The following is a 15,709-nucleotide window of genomic DNA, read 5'->3' on the forward strand; positions in this document are numbered from 1 at the left end:
TTTCGAACTTTTATTCTGTTCGGACTACATTTTGATTTCGATATCGACACCGCTCGGAAGGTCAAGGCGCATCAACGCGTCGATCGTCTTGTTGGTCGGCTCGTGGATATCGATGAGTCGGTTGTGGGTTCGCAGCTCGAAGTGCTCCATCGATTCCTTATCGATGTGCGGGCCACGGATGACGCAGAAGCGTCGGAGGTGAGTGGGAAGCGGCACCGGACCCTTCACTCGGGCGCCCGTTCGCTTTGCGGTGTCGACGATCTTTTCTGCGCTCTGATCGATCGACCGGTGGTCGTAAGAGCGCAATCGGATTCGAACTCGAATTCCTGCCATTTGATATTCCTTAGGTAACTTGCCGCGAATAACATGCTGGCGGCAGGCCAGCACCAACCTCTCGGCAACACAAGATTATACCATCAGTGCAGAAGGGTCAGGGCCGAAGAGCCTCTCGGTACACCGAGAGGCTCTTCCTGATGATCGGCAGATTACTTTCGTCGACGTCGAGCGAAGACGGCCAGACCGCCCAGTAAGGCAAGGATCGAGGCAGGTTCGGGCACCGGGGACACTACGTTTACCGTCGAGCCCTGCGCCGGCAAGAAGTAGAAGTCTCCGTCGTACAATCCCCCGACGACACCCATGCCATTAGCGCTGGAATAGGCGCCCAAGGTTTGCGTTGGCGATGCTGACCAAGTCGAGCCGTCGTCGCTTTGCATTTCGCCCGGAGCAAGCGAGCGGCCAAACCAGTTTCCGGCAAAACCGTCGAAGTTCAGCGAATCGGTGCCATTGTTGACGCCGTTGCCGCCCACGTACCAAGTGGTCGTCACGAGGTTGCGAGAAGCCATGTTGTTCGTCAGGTTCATCGAGAAGGTTGTCGATTCACCCTGGGCGATCGTCGCCGGGTTCGGCATCGACGTCAAGGTGAAGTCGTACTTCTCGAAGACTTCCAATTGAAGCTGAATCGAGTCCAGCATGTCGCTCGCCCCGCTGTCCGCCCCACCGTAGAAGTCCACGCTGAAGTCGTAGACTCCAACGGGCACGGCCGAGTTAACCGCGTTGTACCGGACAGCCAAATTATCGAAGTACACGAAGCTGTTCTCGCCGATAGCTGTACCCAGTGTGTAGCTCGTTCCACTGAAATCCAGGTTCAGATCGAGGTTGGGGTCCCAGTTCATGCCCGGAGTGATCTGGATGTTGTTCACGTACAGGTCTGAGTCCCCGGCATCGGTGGTGATATTGAAGTCGTAGCCGGTGACTCCACCCGCCAAATTCGAGTCGTCTCGAACCGAGCTAAGGATGCTCTGGCTGGCCCAGAAGGAGGGTGAAGCGGTAGCAAACGCCGATGCGAGCGCCAGGGTCGCAAGGAGCCCCGATTTGAATGCAATAGAGTGTTTCGTCATGAGTTGCCTCGGAAGCATCATAACGACCTATTCGAGACCAAACGCGTTTTGTCACGCACCTGTCACGATGGACACAAAAAAGTTAACAGAAAGTACTCGCCCCCAGATTTTGTCAAGGCCGGGACATCCCACAACATTGATGGAAAACGGCACCTTGCATGCCGCGAAGAGTGCCGTCCAATAAACCCCACCCGACAAAAAAATGAAAGGCTGGTTTCCCAATCAACACTATAGAGTGCTTTTTGGGCAAACCCGCCTTTCGTCACGCACTTGTCACGCTGTTTTTCAGGGCTCAATGCACAGAGAAGAGAAATCAGTTAGCAATTACAAAAAGAACCGGGCAGACGAATGTCTTCCCGGTCCCTGAGCACTGATTACTGTGCTCTGCTCGCTGACTTAGTACCGATACGTGTCCGGCTTGTATGGGCCTTCCGGCTTCACGCCAATGTAGGCCGCTTGCTTCGGCGACAGTTCGGTCAACATCGCGCCCAGTTTCTTCAACTGCAGGCGAGCAACCTTCTCGTCGAGGTGCTTCGGCAGGACGTACACGCCCGGAGCATAGTCGCCTTGCTTCGAGTAAAGCTCGATCTGAGCCAGCACCTGGTTAGCAAAGCTGGAACTCATCACATAGGACGGGTGGCCAGTCGCGCAACCAAGGTTGATCAGACGTCCCTGGGCGAGCAGGATGATCCGCTTGCCGTCGGGAAACTCGATGTGGTCGACCTGCGGCTTGATGTTCTCCCACTTGTACTGCTTCAGCGAGGCAACGTCGATTTCGTTGTCGAAGTGCCCGATGTTGCACACGATGGCGTTGTTCTTCATCGCCTTCATGTGGTCGTGGGTAATGACGTCACGATTACCGGTCGCCGACACGAAGATGTCGGCCTTATCGGCCGCGTACTCCATCGTGACGACCTTGTAGCCTTCCATCGAAGCCTGCAGGGCGCAGATCGGATCACATTCGGTGATCCACACCTGGGCGCTGAGCGCGCGCAGAGCCTGAGCGCTTCCCTTGCCGACGTCGCCGTAGCCACACACGCAGGCGATCTTGCCCGCGACCATTACGTCGGTAGCCCGCTTGATGCCGTCTACCAGGGACTCGCGGCAACCGTAAAGGTTATCGAACTTCGATTTGGTCACCGAGTCGTTGACGTTAAACGCCGGGAACGGCAATTTGCCCTCGGAATGGAGCTTGTACAGTCGCTTGACGCCCGTCGTCGTCTCTTCGCTGACGCCCTTGATGTTCGTCTTGATTCGGCTGTAGAACGTCGGATCTTTGGCCAGTTTGGCTCGGATCGAGGCGAAAAGGATGGTCTCTTCTTCGCTGCCCGGATTGTTGAGGACACTCGCGTCCTTTTCGGCGTCCGAACCGATGAGGACCAGCAGGGTGGCGTCGCCGCCATCATCCAGAATCATGTTCGGCGTGCCACCGTCGTGCCACTCCAAAATCTTGTGGGTGAAGTCCCAGTACTCTTCCAGCGTCTCGCCCTTGTAGGCAAAAACGGGAACGTTCGACGCGGCGATCGCAGCAGCGGCGTGGTCTTGGGTCGAGTAGATGTTGCAACTGGCCCAGCGGACCTCGGCGCCCAGATCGACCAAAGTCTCGATCAGGACGGCGGTCTGGATCGTCATATGGAGCGAGCCCGCGATTTTGGCTCCCGCCAGCGGCTTCTGGCCTGCATATTCGCGGCGAATTTCCATTAGGCCGGGCATTTCGGTTTCGGCGATTTCGATCTCTTTACGGCCCCAATCGGCGAGGCTGAGATCGGCGACATGAAAGTCGGTTTTCAGTTCATTAATGACCGTGTTCATAGTTCTCCGTTTCGCGACCGGTCAAAAAGAAAAAACACCCATGACCAATCGCGATCATGAGCGCCGTTTTAGGTTAGCCGAGCCTGGATCTGGACGATTCGCAACGCTCCTCGGCTAGCTCTTATTATGGCATATCCTAGTCTTGTCAGAAGGGCATTTCGACTATCGTAGGGCTACGAAAAGGTCTGTGACGATCTCGCCAGTTCGGCTGGCATAAACCTCGAACGCCGGAACTGACACATCGACTTTGACACCCTGGTGTGGAAGCCACACGCCATAGAGAAACTTCCACGCCTCGGGAATGTCTTGATATGGCCCGACGCATCGCATCTTGGCATACTTTCCGGCGCGGATCACGCCTTCTTCGATGCCGGTTTGCAGGGTTGCGTCGTCGCGCACAAAGACTCCACTTCGACTGCGCAACTGGCCAACTGAGATCACATCAGGGTCGTCTAGCCAAACCGACAGCGTCAGAAAGGGCGGCTCGACAAACCCCTCTTCGCCGGAAAAGGCTGAAGACAGCCGCATCTCTTCGTAGGGGCCAAGGCGCTCGACAAACGCGTACCGCCGGGCTTCACAGAGTTCGACGATTTCGATGCTTCCTGCCATGCCAATTCCCGGTAACCATTGTGTCATAGAAGAACCTGGCATATTTTTGATTTTTCGTTAAATCATTTCCTGTTCGTAAGGTCCCGTCTGTATAATGGCAAAAGGCATGGCTCAAACAATCGATTCGATCGCTTCGGTTCCATACGACTCCGCTCTCTATGCGCCGGAAGCCCTGATCACACCGATCCCCACGTTGGACGATTTCAACGAGTCGATGCTCGATCAATACCGGGAGCTTGGCTTCGTCTCGGTGGGCCAGGCCTTCTCGCCGGAGAAGATCGACGCGGCCCGAACCGCCATCGTCGATCTGGTCAATGCGCCCGTCGCCGAAGGCATGGAGCTCCAGTTCGAGTCCGAAGCTAAGGACATCATCGATACGCTCAAGCCGGAGGAAAAGCAGGACTACGTGCGAAAGTTCATGTGGTTTAGTCACCTCAACCAGGCAACGATGGACCTGATGTACGACCCCGAGCTGATCCGGGTAGTGGAGATGCTTTTGGGTGGAGAGTGCGAAATGTTCCAAGATATGGCTTTGCTGAAGCCGCCTGGAATTGGCCGAGAGAAGCCCTGGCACCAAGACCACGCCTACTTCAATATTCCCGAGGGCACCAAGGTCGTTGGTGTGTGGATTGCGCTCGACGACACCTACCCCGAAAACGGGTGCATGCACTTCATGCCTGGCGGACATAAAGCCGGTCCGGTTCGGCACTGGAATCGGCGCGATTGGCAGATTTGCGATAGCGACGTTCTCGGCCAGACCGGCCAGGTAGCGACCCCTTTGCCGACGGGCGGATGCCTGATCTTCGACGGCCTCACTCCGCACGGAACCCCGACCAACAAGTCGCAAGCCCGACGCCGCGCCCTACAGTATCACTATGTGTTGAAAGGGACTCCACGAATCAGTACCGAAGAACGGATTAACCTCTTTGGCACCGGTGGCGAAAACGCCACCTGCTAGCTCATGGAACCCGTCGCCAACAGTGTCACACCTATCTTCGCGGTGGCGGACATTGACGCGACAATCGCCTACTATGAGTCCGTCATTGGCGCGAGCGACGCTTGGAAATGGGGCGATCCCCCCACCTATGCGGGTTGCCGCTTGGGATCGGTTTGGATCCACTTCTCGCTCGATCCCGAGCTCTGCGCGAGAGCCAAGGGCACTTCCCTCTTCATCAACGTCCTCCACATCGAGTCGCTCCACGAAATGCACCAAAACCTCGGCGCGAAGATCGTCGACTCCTTTGGGCCAAGGCCATGGGGATGCCGGGAATATACAGTCGAAGACTGCAACGGTATCCGCCTCCGGTTTAGCCAGTCTGGATTCCTCGACGAACGACGCCCAACGCTCGATGGCGTAAAGATCGTCACCCGGCAGTTGCAACCCAAGGAATTGCTCGATCTCATGATCGCCGTCAACTGGAGCCATGACGACCGAGAAGAATCTCTGCGGATCGAAGTCGAAGAGCCGTTGTTTACCGCCGTAGCCGAGTATGAGGATCGTTGCATCGGAACGGCTTCGGTGCTTGGTCACAAGAACGGAAACTACCTCGTGTTCAACGTGATCGTCCACCCAGACTTCCAGTCACAGGGCGTTGGCAAGCGACTGATGTCCGCCGTTGACGAATGGTTAACGAAGAACGGCATTCCCGGAGCGATGGTCAAGTTATTTACTGGTCTAGACCGCCAACCGTTCTATCAACAATTCGGCTTCCGTGGGCCAGAGCATGGTCTGGTGGGAATGTCGAAAAGCATCCCCAAGAAAGACTAAGGCGCGACCGGACAGCCCCAGCCATCGTAGTCGCCATTGAGCTCCATCGCTTTCAGTTCCAGCGCCGCGATCTCGCGGTCAAACTCTTCGCCAACGACCGCCGACTCCTTTGTAAAGGCGACGGAAAAATCATCGTCGCAGTCGCCCAACGTGAACCCGTTCTCTTGAACGAAGGTCATGTAGGCCGCTTGGTCATGCTGACTGCCGAAGTAGGCAAGGTGATCGACCGTCCTCAGCTTGGTTCCATCGTCGCCATGCTGAAGCAGCGTCTGGCGGATAACGTCATCCGGCCGCTGAGATTTGACCTCAGGCTTCAGCATCGACTTCAGCTTGTCGAAGATGGACATGTCCTGAGTTTAGCCAGATTGCGGAACCACGGTGCAGCCCCAGCCGTCGTATTGCCCGCCCAGTTCATAGGCTTTCGACCTCAAGGCACTTAGCTCAGACTCAAATTCGTCGCCAACGACCGACGACTCCCGCGTAAACGAAACGCTAAATTCGTCGTCCGGCTCCTCGGATTCATAGCCATGCTCACGTAGAAATGCTACAAACGTTTCTGCTTCTTCTTGGCTATTGAAGTAGGCGATGTGATCGACCATCCGACTTCGGGTGCCGTCGTCGCCCTGCTCGCGAAGCGTATCGCGCATTCTTTCGTCTGCCTCCGCTCCATCATGATGAATACCCCACGTTGCGTCATGTTCAGACACGGCAACTATTTTGACATAAATGGGTACTTTCGGCCCAAAGACAGGGACTATTGGGTTAGTCCAACACCACAGAGCAACCCCATCCGTCATACTGCCCATCGAACTCTTCGGCCTTTTCTTTCAGATGCTGAACCGATTCATCGAACGCTTCGCCAACGACCGATGATTCGTTGCTGAAGGCCACCGCGTCCTTTTCAGGGGACTCTTCTAATGTGTATCCTGCTTCCTGAACGTACTTGGAAAAGCCATCGATACCCTCAGGCGTATTGAAGTAGGCGACGTGCTTGACGGAACGGGACTTGGTTCCGTCGTCTCCATGTTCTTGGAGGATGCCGCGCATCGTTTGGTCGGGACACGGACGCTGTAGTTTCGCCCGTAAGTCGTCTAAGGAGGACACGAATGCAGTTTGACACAGGCCCAACCAACGAAAACAATGATTGACAAGAATTCTTATGGCGCTCGGTTACTTATTCGCTACGAGCTCGTTCTCACAATAAAAGAAAAGCCCCTCACATCGGAGGGGCTTTTTCTTCAAATAAGCGCGAGGCTTACTTGACGATCTCGGTGATGGCACCGGCGCCAACCGTTCGGCCACCCTCTCGGATAGCGAACTTGGAACCGATTTCCATAGCGATCGGAGCGATCAGCGTGATGGTCATGCTGACGTTGTCGCCAGGCATACACATTTCAGCAACCGCGCCACCTTGGCCTCGGATCTCGTCGATCGTACCGGTAACGTCCGTGGTTCGGAAGAAGAACTGCGGTCGGTAGCCCGGAACAAACGGCGTGTGTCGTCCACCCTCTTCTTTCGAGAGGACGTAGACTTCGGCCTTGAACTGCGTGTGAGGCTTGATGGAACCTGGCTTACAGATAACCATTCCGCGCTCGATGCCGTCTCGGTCGATACCTCGGAGAAGCAGACCAACGTTGTCGCCGGCTTCGCAGTAGTCGAGAGTCTTTCGGAACATTTCAATTCCGGTACAGATCGTCTTTCGTGCTGCGTCGCGGAGACCAACGATCTCCACTTCTTCCATCGACTTGAGCTGGCCTCGCTCGACACGACCGGTCGAAACCGTACCACGACCAGTGATCGTGAAGACGTCTTCGACAGCCATGAGGAACGGCTTGTCCTTGTCTCGGTCCGGGGTCGGGATCCACTTGTCGACAGCATCCATCAGGTCGGTGATCGACTTGACATACTTGTCGTCGTAGTCCACCTTGCCGGCTTCGACTTGGTCCAGAGCCTTTCGAGCCGAACCGATGATGATCGGCGTGTTGTCGCCGTCGAAACCGTACTTGCTCAGAAGCTCTCGGATTTCCATTTCGACGAGCTCGAGAAGCTCAGGATCGTCGACCTGGTCGGCCTTGTTGATGTAGACAACGATGTAAGGAACACCGACCTGGCGAGCCAGGAGGATGTGCTCTCGCGTCTGCTGCATGGGACCATCGGTACCAGCAACGACGAGGATCGCGCCATCCATCTGCGCAGCGCCGGTGATCATGTTCTTGATGAAGTCGGCGTGGCCAGGACAGTCGACGTGCGCGTAGTGTCGCGTATCCGTCTCGTATTCCTGGTGCGAGATGTTGATGGTTATTCCTCGAGCCTTCTCTTCAGGAGCCGAGTCGATTTCGTCGTATCGGCGAGCCTGAGCGAGGCCCTTGGTCTGGAGAACGCCGGTAATTGCGGCGGTCAGAGTGGTTTTGCCGTGGTCAACGTGGCCGATAGTGCCAATATTGACGTGCGGCTTTGTTCGTTCGAATTTAGCTCTTGCCATAGTCTTCTATTTGCCTTTTAAAATCTTAAAGGAGAGGGCGACCCGTCGCCCGACTTCGGTCCGACTCCCACACCGCACGGCTAGGGCTGCAGACAGCCAAAAAGTATACCTGTGGCACTTATCCACACGCAATGTGAATTTTGACTTCGAAAAATATTCCGCAGGGTGTTTGGTGAGGTGGCACTATTGGCTTCGATTAGGTTCCTGCCTAATCTCCCTCGCTCGCCGAGGGAGTCCGTGAGCGGCAGGCGCTATGGTCGCCCCGAACGGGTGGGAGCCCGATGCCTTTTGTCGGCACATATTGCCTCTCCTGCTCCCTCCGGTTCGCCAACGGCAAGCTCACCGCTCCCTCAGCAATGCAAATACAGACTCTCAAAGTACACAGAGGGTTAGCTAGAGTGCTGGCAAGCAAAAATCCCCAACTCAAAATGAGTTGGGGATTCGCATTTAGCTTGTGGCTAGAAGCTTGAGGCTTCCCTTATCGCCCGCCCTGGGACTTGGCGATGATCTCGGCCTCGACCGACTTCGGCACTTCTTCGTAGTGCGAAGGGGTCACGTTCGGCTGAGCTCGGCCCTGAGTGAGCGAGCGCAGCGTCGTCACGTAGCCGAACATTTCCGAAAGCGGAACCATCGAGTTCACGACGGTGACGCCACCCGGAGCTGGCTCCATGCCCTCGATTCGACCACGTCGGCCGTTGATGTCGCCGACCACGTCGCCGACGTTCCCGTCCGGCGTCGTGACTTCGACGTGCATGATCGGTTCCTTGATGACCGGATTCGCCTTCTTCATGGCTTCCTTGAAAGCCAGAACGCCAGCCTGCTTAAACGCGTTTTCGTTCGAGTCGACGTCGTGGTAGCTACCATCGACGACCGTGACCTTCACGTCGACGACCGGGTAACCAGCCTGAACGCCGCTCAGCATCGCTTCGCGAACGCCCTTTTCAATCGCCGGGATGTATTCCTTCGGAATCGCACCACCCACGACCTTGTTCTCGAAGACGAAGCCTTGACCAACCTCAAGCGGCTCGAGGGTGACGGTACAGACACCGTACTGACCCGAACCGCCCGACTGTCGAACGAATCGACCTTCGGCCTTGCTCTGTCCCTTGACCGTTTCGCGGTAGGCAACCTGCGGCTTACCTTGGTTAGCCTGAACGCCGAACTCTCGGTTCAACCGGTCGACGATGATTTCCAGGTGAAGCTCACCCATGCCCGAAATGATCGTCTGGCCGGACTCCGCGTCGGTGAAGACTCGGAACGTCGGATCTTCTTGAGCGAGTCGCTGAAGCGACTGGCCAAGCTTCTCCTGGTCGGCCTTGGACTTCGGTTCGATGGCAATCTGGATAACCGGCTCGGGGAACTTGATCGCTTCAAGCGCCACCATCTTGTCCGGGTCACAAATCGTGTAGCCCGTGATGATGTCGTTCAGACCGATGACGCCCACGATTTCACCCGCATACACCTCTTCGAGGTCGTTTCGGTTGTTCGCGTGCATCTCAAGGATTCGTCCGACGCGCTCGGTTCGAGTTCGAAGCTCGTTCGTCGACGGGTCTCGGTAAGCAACCGCGACCTGACTTCCCTTCTTGAGGAAGCCCGAGTAAACGCGGAGGAACGTGAGACGACCGACGAACTTGTCCGACATAATCTTGAACGCCAGGGCCGAGAACGGCTCCTTGTCGTCCGGCTTGCGGACCGTGTCTTCTTCGCTTCGCGGCTCGACGCCAGCGACCTCGCCACGATCGAGCGGGCTCGGAAGGAATTCGCAAACCGCGTCGCACATGGCCTGGACGCCCTTGTTCTTGAACGACGATCCGGAGATCATCGGGAAGATCTTGAGCGAAATGGTGCCAGCGCGAAGAGCGGCTCGGATTTCGTCTTCCGAAACGTCTTCGCCTTCCAGGAACTTCATGGCGATGTCGTCATCGAAGTCGGCAATCGACTCGATCATCTTGGTTCGCCACTCGTCGGCCTGAGCTTGCAGGTCGGCGGGAATCGCACCCTCTTCGTATACCTTTCCGTCGTCCGACTTATAAATCGTCGCCGTCATGGTGATGAGGTCGATATAGCCTTGGTACTGCGACTCAGCGCCGATTGGAATCTGGATCGGAGCCACGTTCGCGCCGAGGCGCTCCTTGATTCGGTTGTATACCGAGAAGAAGTCTGCGCCGAGGCGGTCCATCTTGTTCACGTAGATAACGCGCGGGACCTTGTACTTGGTGGCCTGTCGCCAAACCGTTTCGGATTGAGGCTGAACGCCACCGACCGCACAGAACACCGCGACGCATCCATCGAGGACGCGAAGCGACCGCTCCACTTCGACCGTAAAGTCGACGTGGCCGGGCGTGTCGATGATGTTGATCTTGTGCTCGGGGAACTGCTTGCGCGATCCGCTCCAGAATGCCGTAGTCGCCGCAGAGGTAATGGTGATTCCTCGCTCCTGCTCCTGCTCCATCCAGTCCATGGTTGCCGCACCGTCGTGGACCTCACCAATTTTGTGGGTCTTTCCGGTGTAGTACAAGATTCGCTCGGTCGTAGTCGTCTTGCCGGCGTCGATGTGGGCCGCAATACCAATGTTTCGAACGAGTTCGAGAGGGTGGCTTCTGGGCATGGCTATTTTGTTCTTCCTTTACTTGGGAGTTTCATGGGGGTTGGGCTATGCCTCTTGCATAGCCCAGGTCAAATTAGAATCGATAGTGGGCGAACGCCTTGTTGGATTCGGCCATCTTGTGCGTGTCTTCTCGCTTCTTGATGGCAGAGCCGCTGTTATTGAAGGCGTCGAGCACTTCATTGCTCAACTTGTCGACCATCGACTTGCCGCTTCGCTTTCGCGCCGCACCGATGAGCCATCGGAAGGCGAGCGTTCGGCGTCGTTCGGGGCGGACTTCCATCGGGACCTGGTAGGTCTGACCGCCAACACGGCGAGGTCGAACTTCGACCGCCGGAGTGACGTTCTGGATGGCCTTCTCGAATGCTTCGATGGCAGGCACGCCAGTCTTTTCTTCGACGATCTTCATCGACTGATAGAAAATGTATTCGGCTTTGCCGCGCTTGCCGCTGAGCATCAGACGGTTGATGAATCGAGCCGCCAGCTCCGATCCGTAGATCGGGTCGGGCAGGATCACGCGCTTCGGAGCAGGACCTTTTCGTGGCATTACTTGGCCGCCTTAGGCTTCTTAACGCCGTACTTAGATCGTCCCTGGTTCCGCTTGCCAACGCCTGCGGTCTGCTGGGTTCCTCGAATGATGTGATATCGCACACCGGGAAGGTCCTTCACACGGCCGCCGCGAACGAGGACGACGGAGTGCTCTTGAAGGTTGTGGCCTTCGCCCGGAATGTAAGCGGTAACTTCGATGCCGTTGGTCAATCGGACACGAGCGGTCTTTCGAAGCGCCGAGTTCGGCTTCTTGGGGGTCATGGTTCGCACGACGGTGCACACGCCCCGCTTAAAAGGGTTTCGTTTCAGGGCCGGCGATTTCGACTTCGATTTCGGAGCCGATCGTCCCTTTCTGACTAATTGGTTTACTGTAGGCATATTGCTTTTTCTCTCACGCCAGTCAATCCACTTTTGGGCAACAAAAAACCCCTTTTACAGGGGCCTGCGCGTTTCGGTTTGTCGGTTGGTTACGTCACTAGTTCGAAACTTCGCTTGCCCTCCTGGTTGATGGCGGTCTCCCACGTGCATGATCGGCTTCTTTCGTCACCAAGTCGCGCACAAGTTCGACAACTGGAAAGTATCCCCTAAGAAATGGCACAATGTCAAGGGTAGCGATGCCCGATTTCTTCCCTTCTTTGAATCTGCGTCCTTCGAGCCGCCGAAGGCTTGGCATCTTAGGCTTGATAACCGCGCTCGCCATCGCCGTTCCCGCCCGCCTCGAAGACAAGGATGTGATGGACAAATTGATCCTCAATCCGTCCCTCAAGACCTTTGTGAACCTTGTTGCTAAAGCTGGACTCATCGAGACGCTGAAAGAGGATGGTCCCTACACCGTCTTCGCCCCAAACGACGACGCCTTTGCCAAGGTACCTGCTCATGTCCTCAACGGCCTGAAGAAGGACCCCGAACTTCTTAAGAAAGTCTTAACTTATTACATGCTGGAAAGCCGCATCGAAAGCAAAGACCTCAAAGCGGGAACCCTCGACAGCATCCTAGGCGAAAAAGCAAAGGTGACCGGCGCGAAGGACGGACTCAGGATCAATGGGGCGAAATTGATCTCGGTCGATGACAAAGCCGACAACGGCATCATTCATATAGTCGATACGGTGTTCTTCCCGCCGAGCCTGGCAAAAAAGATTGCAAAACTCTAACTAGCAATAGTACGGGAAGGGACATCTGTCAGCGCGTTTCGCTGGCATCTTTATCGGCAGTTTGAGATAATGGGTCGTCGCTTCTATTGAGAAGCGAAGGATTTTTAACATGAAGGTAGCAAGTATTGGAGCCTTGGCGCTCCTCAGCAGCGCGGCGTTTGCAACGCCAGTTTGGTACAACGGCGACGACGATGAGCAGGGCGGCTATTATGCCGTGCAAGGGGTGAATGGCACGAACGAAGAATTCATTCAGTACGAAAACTTCACCTGGAACTCTTCGGAGAACGCCGGCTCGATCATGGGTACGATGATCGCCTCTAACCTATTCTCGCAAGTCAATTGGGAGATCCGCGAAGGAATGAATGCAAGCACCGGCGACATGGGAACCCTTGTCGCTTCCGGTACGGCAAACGCGAACCTAATCGATCTGGGCGATTGGATGAATACGGGAGTCGTCGACCTTTATACGATGACGGCCGACATCTCGCCCGTAGCCCTCACGAACGGTGGCGACTACTTCCTCGGAATGGCCGTAGTCTCGACTAGCCCAGCGTTTGTTGCGGCACTTACAACCACCTCTGGCGCGAACGGCGTTGGGTCTCCAGTCTGCGACCATGTAAGCAGCTACGTTGAGGTCGGCTTGGGCCTGTCTGCGGCTACTCACGACGTCAGCATGGGAATCGGCACGGCTAGCCCCGTTCCGGAACCAGCATCCTTCGCCGTTCTCGGACTTGGCGCTTTGGTCATGCTTCGACGCCGAAAGAATTAGACGCAACTATGGAACAAGCGGCCCGGTCTCGATCCGGCCGCTTGTTCTTTGGACCACGGCCCTAAGCCCCCATGAAGGGCAACAGGGAGCGTTAGGGTTCCTTACCGTGGTCGTGGGCAGGGTCGGTCGTCTTTTATGGACCGGGTGGTGCAGGCGCGACGACCTCAAAAGCGTCCAAATCTCCCGCGTCCAACCGCTTCTGCCTTCTGTCGGCCTCCAGCCGCAGGTTCAAGTTTTCCAACTGAAGCTTTTCGAGTTCGAGCCTGGTCTTCGCCTCGCGTTCGCACTCGCACGAACAGCAGTGTGCTTGCTCAGCCTCGTACAGCAGTCCGTCGGTCGGGAGCGCAATTTCAACTTTCGGGTCGTGGTTGAGTCCGATTTTGACCTTGTCCAAAAACCTCTTCACGACGTCCTGAATCTCGGCCGGTGCCGCGGAGAGATCGATCCATTGGTTGCCAATCTGCGCCTCGATCCCCACGATCTCAGTGGTGAGCTGATACACCTCGAAGACCCGGCGGACGTAATAAGTCACTGCCCTGCAGTCGTTGTCGTTGCGAAGAGTCCGCGCTGTCGAACTCACGCTCTCGCGGTCCTCGAACGTGCTCACCACGATCGAGCGCTCGGTCTCCACCGCGAGCGAACTGGTATGCGCCACATGACTGAACGACTGACTGACGTGCGAGATGTCGAAGAAGGCGCTAGAACTCACGCTTGTCGATGTCGAGGCTCCGCCACCGATGTTGATGATGCCAAGATTGAGCCCACCGCCAGCCTCCGCAGAGACAGTGCTCTTCGCGCTCACGGATGCTCCCGCGTCGGTTTTGGTGCTGTTGTACGAATCCTGAACGTTCTGCGTCAGCGAGTAGAAAGAAGACCGCGTGCTGAACCGCGCCGATTCCGACGTTGCCCTTCGGTATCGGTCGTATTCGTAGATGCGAATCTCTTCTTTCGGCAACAGCGTCAGGCTATGGATGATCGGCCCTTGTTTCCTGCCGAGCAGGCAGAACGCATGCTCGTAACGGATCCTCACCACCAACCGCTCCAGGTGGAGCTTGGCGGCCAGTTCTCGGTCGATTGGGATCGCTCCCATTCGAAACTCATAGAATTTGAAGCAGTGCTTCCAGGACAGCCACGGAACCGGGTCCGGTCCCAAGCATTCCTTATCCCCACAACCGCAATCCGGAACCGAATACGGCTCCTGCGCGACCAAAGTGTCGTCGATTTTTTGTGCCATTTGAATCTCCAATCCAACCCACCCAGCAAATTTGCTGGGGACATTGACAACCTCACTCTATCAAAGGTCAATAGTGCCTTCGATTAAGGGTTGGAAATTCGTGACTTTCGGCACTGCGAAGCCGTGACCAAGGCCCTACGGGGGCTAGAGCGAAGGGCCTATTTGAGGCTAATCCGTGTCGGTATGGTCGTGACCTTGGCGAGCGGGAATCCGCCCTGAAAGTTGTCACCCCAAACCCAAAAACTGCCATCGCTCTTGAGGGCGTAGCCGTTCATTCCCAAGCCCCAGACGTCCTTTACGTTCGCCAGATTGATCGTAGTCGGCGACTCGAAATAACCACTGTTCGAGCGGCTGGTCATCTGACCCAACTGGCCGTTACCCCAACCCTTCACCGTGCCATTGCTCAGGAGGGCGTAGCCGAACCCGCCGCTGGAACTGCTCACTGCGACGGCATTCTTGATGCCAGGAACCTGCTTGGGCTGGACTCGAATGTCGTTACTCATCCCACCGCGCACCGCCTGCTCCGTTCGCTTACCAGTGCCAAGCTGAGCCTGAAAGTTGGAACCCCAAGTCCAGACCGTCCCGTCCTTCTTCGCCGCCATGCACATGCTGTTGCCCGCCGCGATGGACTTCACATTGTCGAGTCCCTTCACCATGCCCACTCCGTCCGAGTTATCCAACCGGCCAAGCATTCCTGTCCAGTCCATGCCACCCCAAGTAAAGACATGTCCCGACTTGTCCAGCGCCATACAACCGGACTTAACCGACACATCGACAATGTTCTCTAACCCGGGAATCTTGGTCGGCACACGTCCATCGCCGAAAGGAGATTGCGATCCCCACCGGTACACATCTCCGTTATCCTTGACCGCCAGGAAGGTACTCCCAAACGCGGCAACCTTTACGACGTGATCCAAGCCGGGAACCGGAAGCGGAACCTCGCTCCCCGCGTTGCCTTTGGGCAGGGTCGCCCCTCCCATGAAGTTGGCCGTATCCACGCCCCAAGTCATCACGGTTCCGTCTTCCAGAACGGCAACCGACGTCTCGTATCCTGCCGCGATATCCTTTGCCTTCTTGGGAAGTTTGATGTGAACGATGCCCTTTGATCCGTAGTAGCCAATCGGGATTGCCGCGATCGGGCCAAGTTGCCCCATATCCGGTCGTCCCCAACCGATCAATTCCCCATTCGAAAGAAGGACCAAGGTGTGTCGATAGCCATCGACTTTGACCGGAACGGGCTGAGGTCCCATGACAAGAAGTGCGGTAAGAGAAAGGATCGCAGACATGAAGTCCTATTTTCTCTCATAGGTCCCCCGGCATTGCAACGCGGCTG

The 15,709-nt window shown here is 56.3% G+C and carries 17 protein-coding genes and 1 riboswitch; of the genes, 4 read left to right on the forward strand and 13 right to left on the reverse strand.

All coding sequences use genetic code 11. The annotated features are described in order from the left end of the window. Nucleotides 1–24: 24 nt before the first annotated feature. The 4 genes from rpsJ to GC165_13515 all read right to left on the reverse strand — a co-directional run bounded on the left by rpsJ (nt 25) and on the right by GC165_13515 (nt 3,860). Nucleotides 25–333 carry a 30S ribosomal protein S10 gene (gene rpsJ, locus GC165_13500; GenBank protein MBI1333883.1) on the reverse strand — a complete coding sequence of 103 codons (309 nt, stop codon included), beginning with the start codon at nt 331–333 and terminating at the stop codon, nt 25–27. A gap of 152 nt (nt 334–485) precedes the next feature. After that, nucleotides 486–1,418 (reverse strand): PEP-CTERM sorting domain-containing protein, encoded by a 933-nt coding sequence (locus GC165_13505; GenBank protein ID MBI1333884.1) that lies wholly within the window; start codon nt 1,416–1,418, stop codon nt 486–488. Nucleotides 1,419–1,793: 375 nt separating this feature from the next. Continuing rightward, nucleotides 1,794–3,209 carry an adenosylhomocysteinase gene (locus tag GC165_13510; protein MBI1333885.1) on the reverse strand — a complete coding sequence of 472 codons (1,416 nt, stop codon included), beginning with the start codon at nt 3,207–3,209 and terminating at the stop codon, nt 1,794–1,796. A gap of 51 nt (nt 3,210–3,260) precedes the next feature. Beyond that, nucleotides 3,261–3,327: riboswitch (S-adenosyl-L-homocysteine riboswitch) on the reverse strand. A 44-nt stretch (nt 3,328–3,371) separates the two neighbouring features. Beyond that, on the reverse strand, nt 3,372–3,860 hold the full coding sequence (locus GC165_13515) for a hypothetical protein (GenBank protein MBI1333886.1): 489 nt from the start codon (nt 3,858–3,860) through the stop codon (nt 3,372–3,374). 52 nt (nt 3,861–3,912) lie between these two features. On the opposite strand from GC165_13515, the gene GC165_13520 reads away from it, so the two are divergent. Together GC165_13520 and GC165_13525 are read left to right on the forward strand one after the other, a co-directional pair. After that, the gene (locus GC165_13520) at nt 3,913–4,776 is read left to right on the forward strand and encodes a hypothetical protein (GenBank protein ID MBI1333887.1); all 864 of its coding nucleotides are present in this window, start codon (nt 3,913–3,915) and stop codon (nt 4,774–4,776) included. Between the two features lie 3 nt (nt 4,777–4,779). Continuing rightward, nucleotides 4,780–5,586 (forward strand): GNAT family N-acetyltransferase, encoded by an 807-nt coding sequence (locus GC165_13525; protein MBI1333888.1) that lies wholly within the window; start codon nt 4,780–4,782, stop codon nt 5,584–5,586. Here GC165_13525 and GC165_13530 read toward each other — a convergent pair. From GC165_13530 to GC165_13560, 7 genes are all read right to left on the reverse strand, one after another. Continuing rightward, entirely contained in the window at nt 5,583–5,933 is a 351-nt protein-coding gene (locus GC165_13530; GenBank protein MBI1333889.1) for a hypothetical protein, read from the reverse strand. The two genes, GC165_13525 and GC165_13530, sit on opposite strands and share 4 nt — an antisense overlap. A 9-nt stretch (nt 5,934–5,942) precedes the next feature. Continuing rightward, a complete protein-coding gene (locus tag GC165_13535) occupies nt 5,943–6,392 on the reverse strand; it encodes a hypothetical protein (protein MBI1333890.1) in 450 nt (149 codons plus the stop codon). Continuing rightward, entirely contained in the window at nt 6,349–6,690 is a 342-nt protein-coding gene (locus tag GC165_13540; protein ID MBI1333891.1) for a hypothetical protein, read from the reverse strand. The genes GC165_13535 and GC165_13540 overlap by 44 nt, the downstream gene beginning before the upstream one ends. A gap of 151 nt (nt 6,691–6,841) precedes the next feature. Beyond that, nucleotides 6,842–8,068: an elongation factor Tu gene (tuf, locus tag GC165_13545; protein MBI1333892.1), complete on the reverse strand. Its 1,227-nt coding sequence runs from the start codon at nt 8,066–8,068 to the stop codon at nt 6,842–6,844. Between the two features lie 478 nt (nt 8,069–8,546). Beyond that, a complete protein-coding gene (fusA, locus tag GC165_13550; GenBank protein ID MBI1333893.1) occupies nt 8,547–10,676 on the reverse strand; it encodes an elongation factor G in 2,130 nt (709 codons plus the stop codon). 73 nt (nt 10,677–10,749) lie between these two features. Continuing rightward, the gene (gene rpsG / locus GC165_13555; GenBank protein ID MBI1333894.1) at nt 10,750–11,220 is read right to left on the reverse strand and encodes a 30S ribosomal protein S7; all 471 of its coding nucleotides are present in this window, start codon (nt 11,218–11,220) and stop codon (nt 10,750–10,752) included. Next, complete coding sequence (locus GC165_13560) at nt 11,220–11,600, reverse strand: 30S ribosomal protein S12 (protein MBI1333895.1); 381 nt, start codon at nt 11,598–11,600, stop codon at nt 11,220–11,222. The genes rpsG and GC165_13560 overlap by 1 nt, the downstream gene beginning before the upstream one ends. Before the next feature lie 221 nt (nt 11,601–11,821). Between GC165_13560 and GC165_13565 the strand changes: the two genes are divergently transcribed. Both GC165_13565 and GC165_13570 read left to right on the forward strand, forming a co-directional pair. Beyond that, on the forward strand, nt 11,822–12,373 hold the full coding sequence (locus tag GC165_13565) for a fasciclin domain-containing protein (protein MBI1333896.1): 552 nt from the start codon (nt 11,822–11,824) through the stop codon (nt 12,371–12,373). Between the two features lie 109 nt (nt 12,374–12,482). After that, the gene (locus tag GC165_13570; GenBank protein MBI1333897.1) at nt 12,483–13,142 is read left to right on the forward strand and encodes a PEP-CTERM sorting domain-containing protein; all 660 of its coding nucleotides are present in this window, start codon (nt 12,483–12,485) and stop codon (nt 13,140–13,142) included. Nucleotides 13,143–13,275: 133 nt separating this feature from the next. On the opposite strand, the gene GC165_13575 is transcribed toward GC165_13570, so the two are convergent. Both GC165_13575 and GC165_13580 read right to left on the reverse strand, forming a co-directional pair. Beyond that, the gene (locus GC165_13575; GenBank protein MBI1333898.1) at nt 13,276–14,376 is read right to left on the reverse strand and encodes a hypothetical protein; all 1,101 of its coding nucleotides are present in this window, start codon (nt 14,374–14,376) and stop codon (nt 13,276–13,278) included. A gap of 158 nt (nt 14,377–14,534) precedes the next feature. After that, complete coding sequence (locus GC165_13580) at nt 14,535–15,662, reverse strand: hypothetical protein (GenBank protein ID MBI1333899.1); 1,128 nt, start codon at nt 15,660–15,662, stop codon at nt 14,535–14,537. Nucleotides 15,663–15,709 lie beyond the last annotated feature (47 nt).

It is taken from the genome of Armatimonadota bacterium (assembly GCA_016125185.1).
Lineage (GTDB): Bacteria > Armatimonadota > Fimbriimonadia > Fimbriimonadales > Fimbriimonadaceae > Fimbriimonas.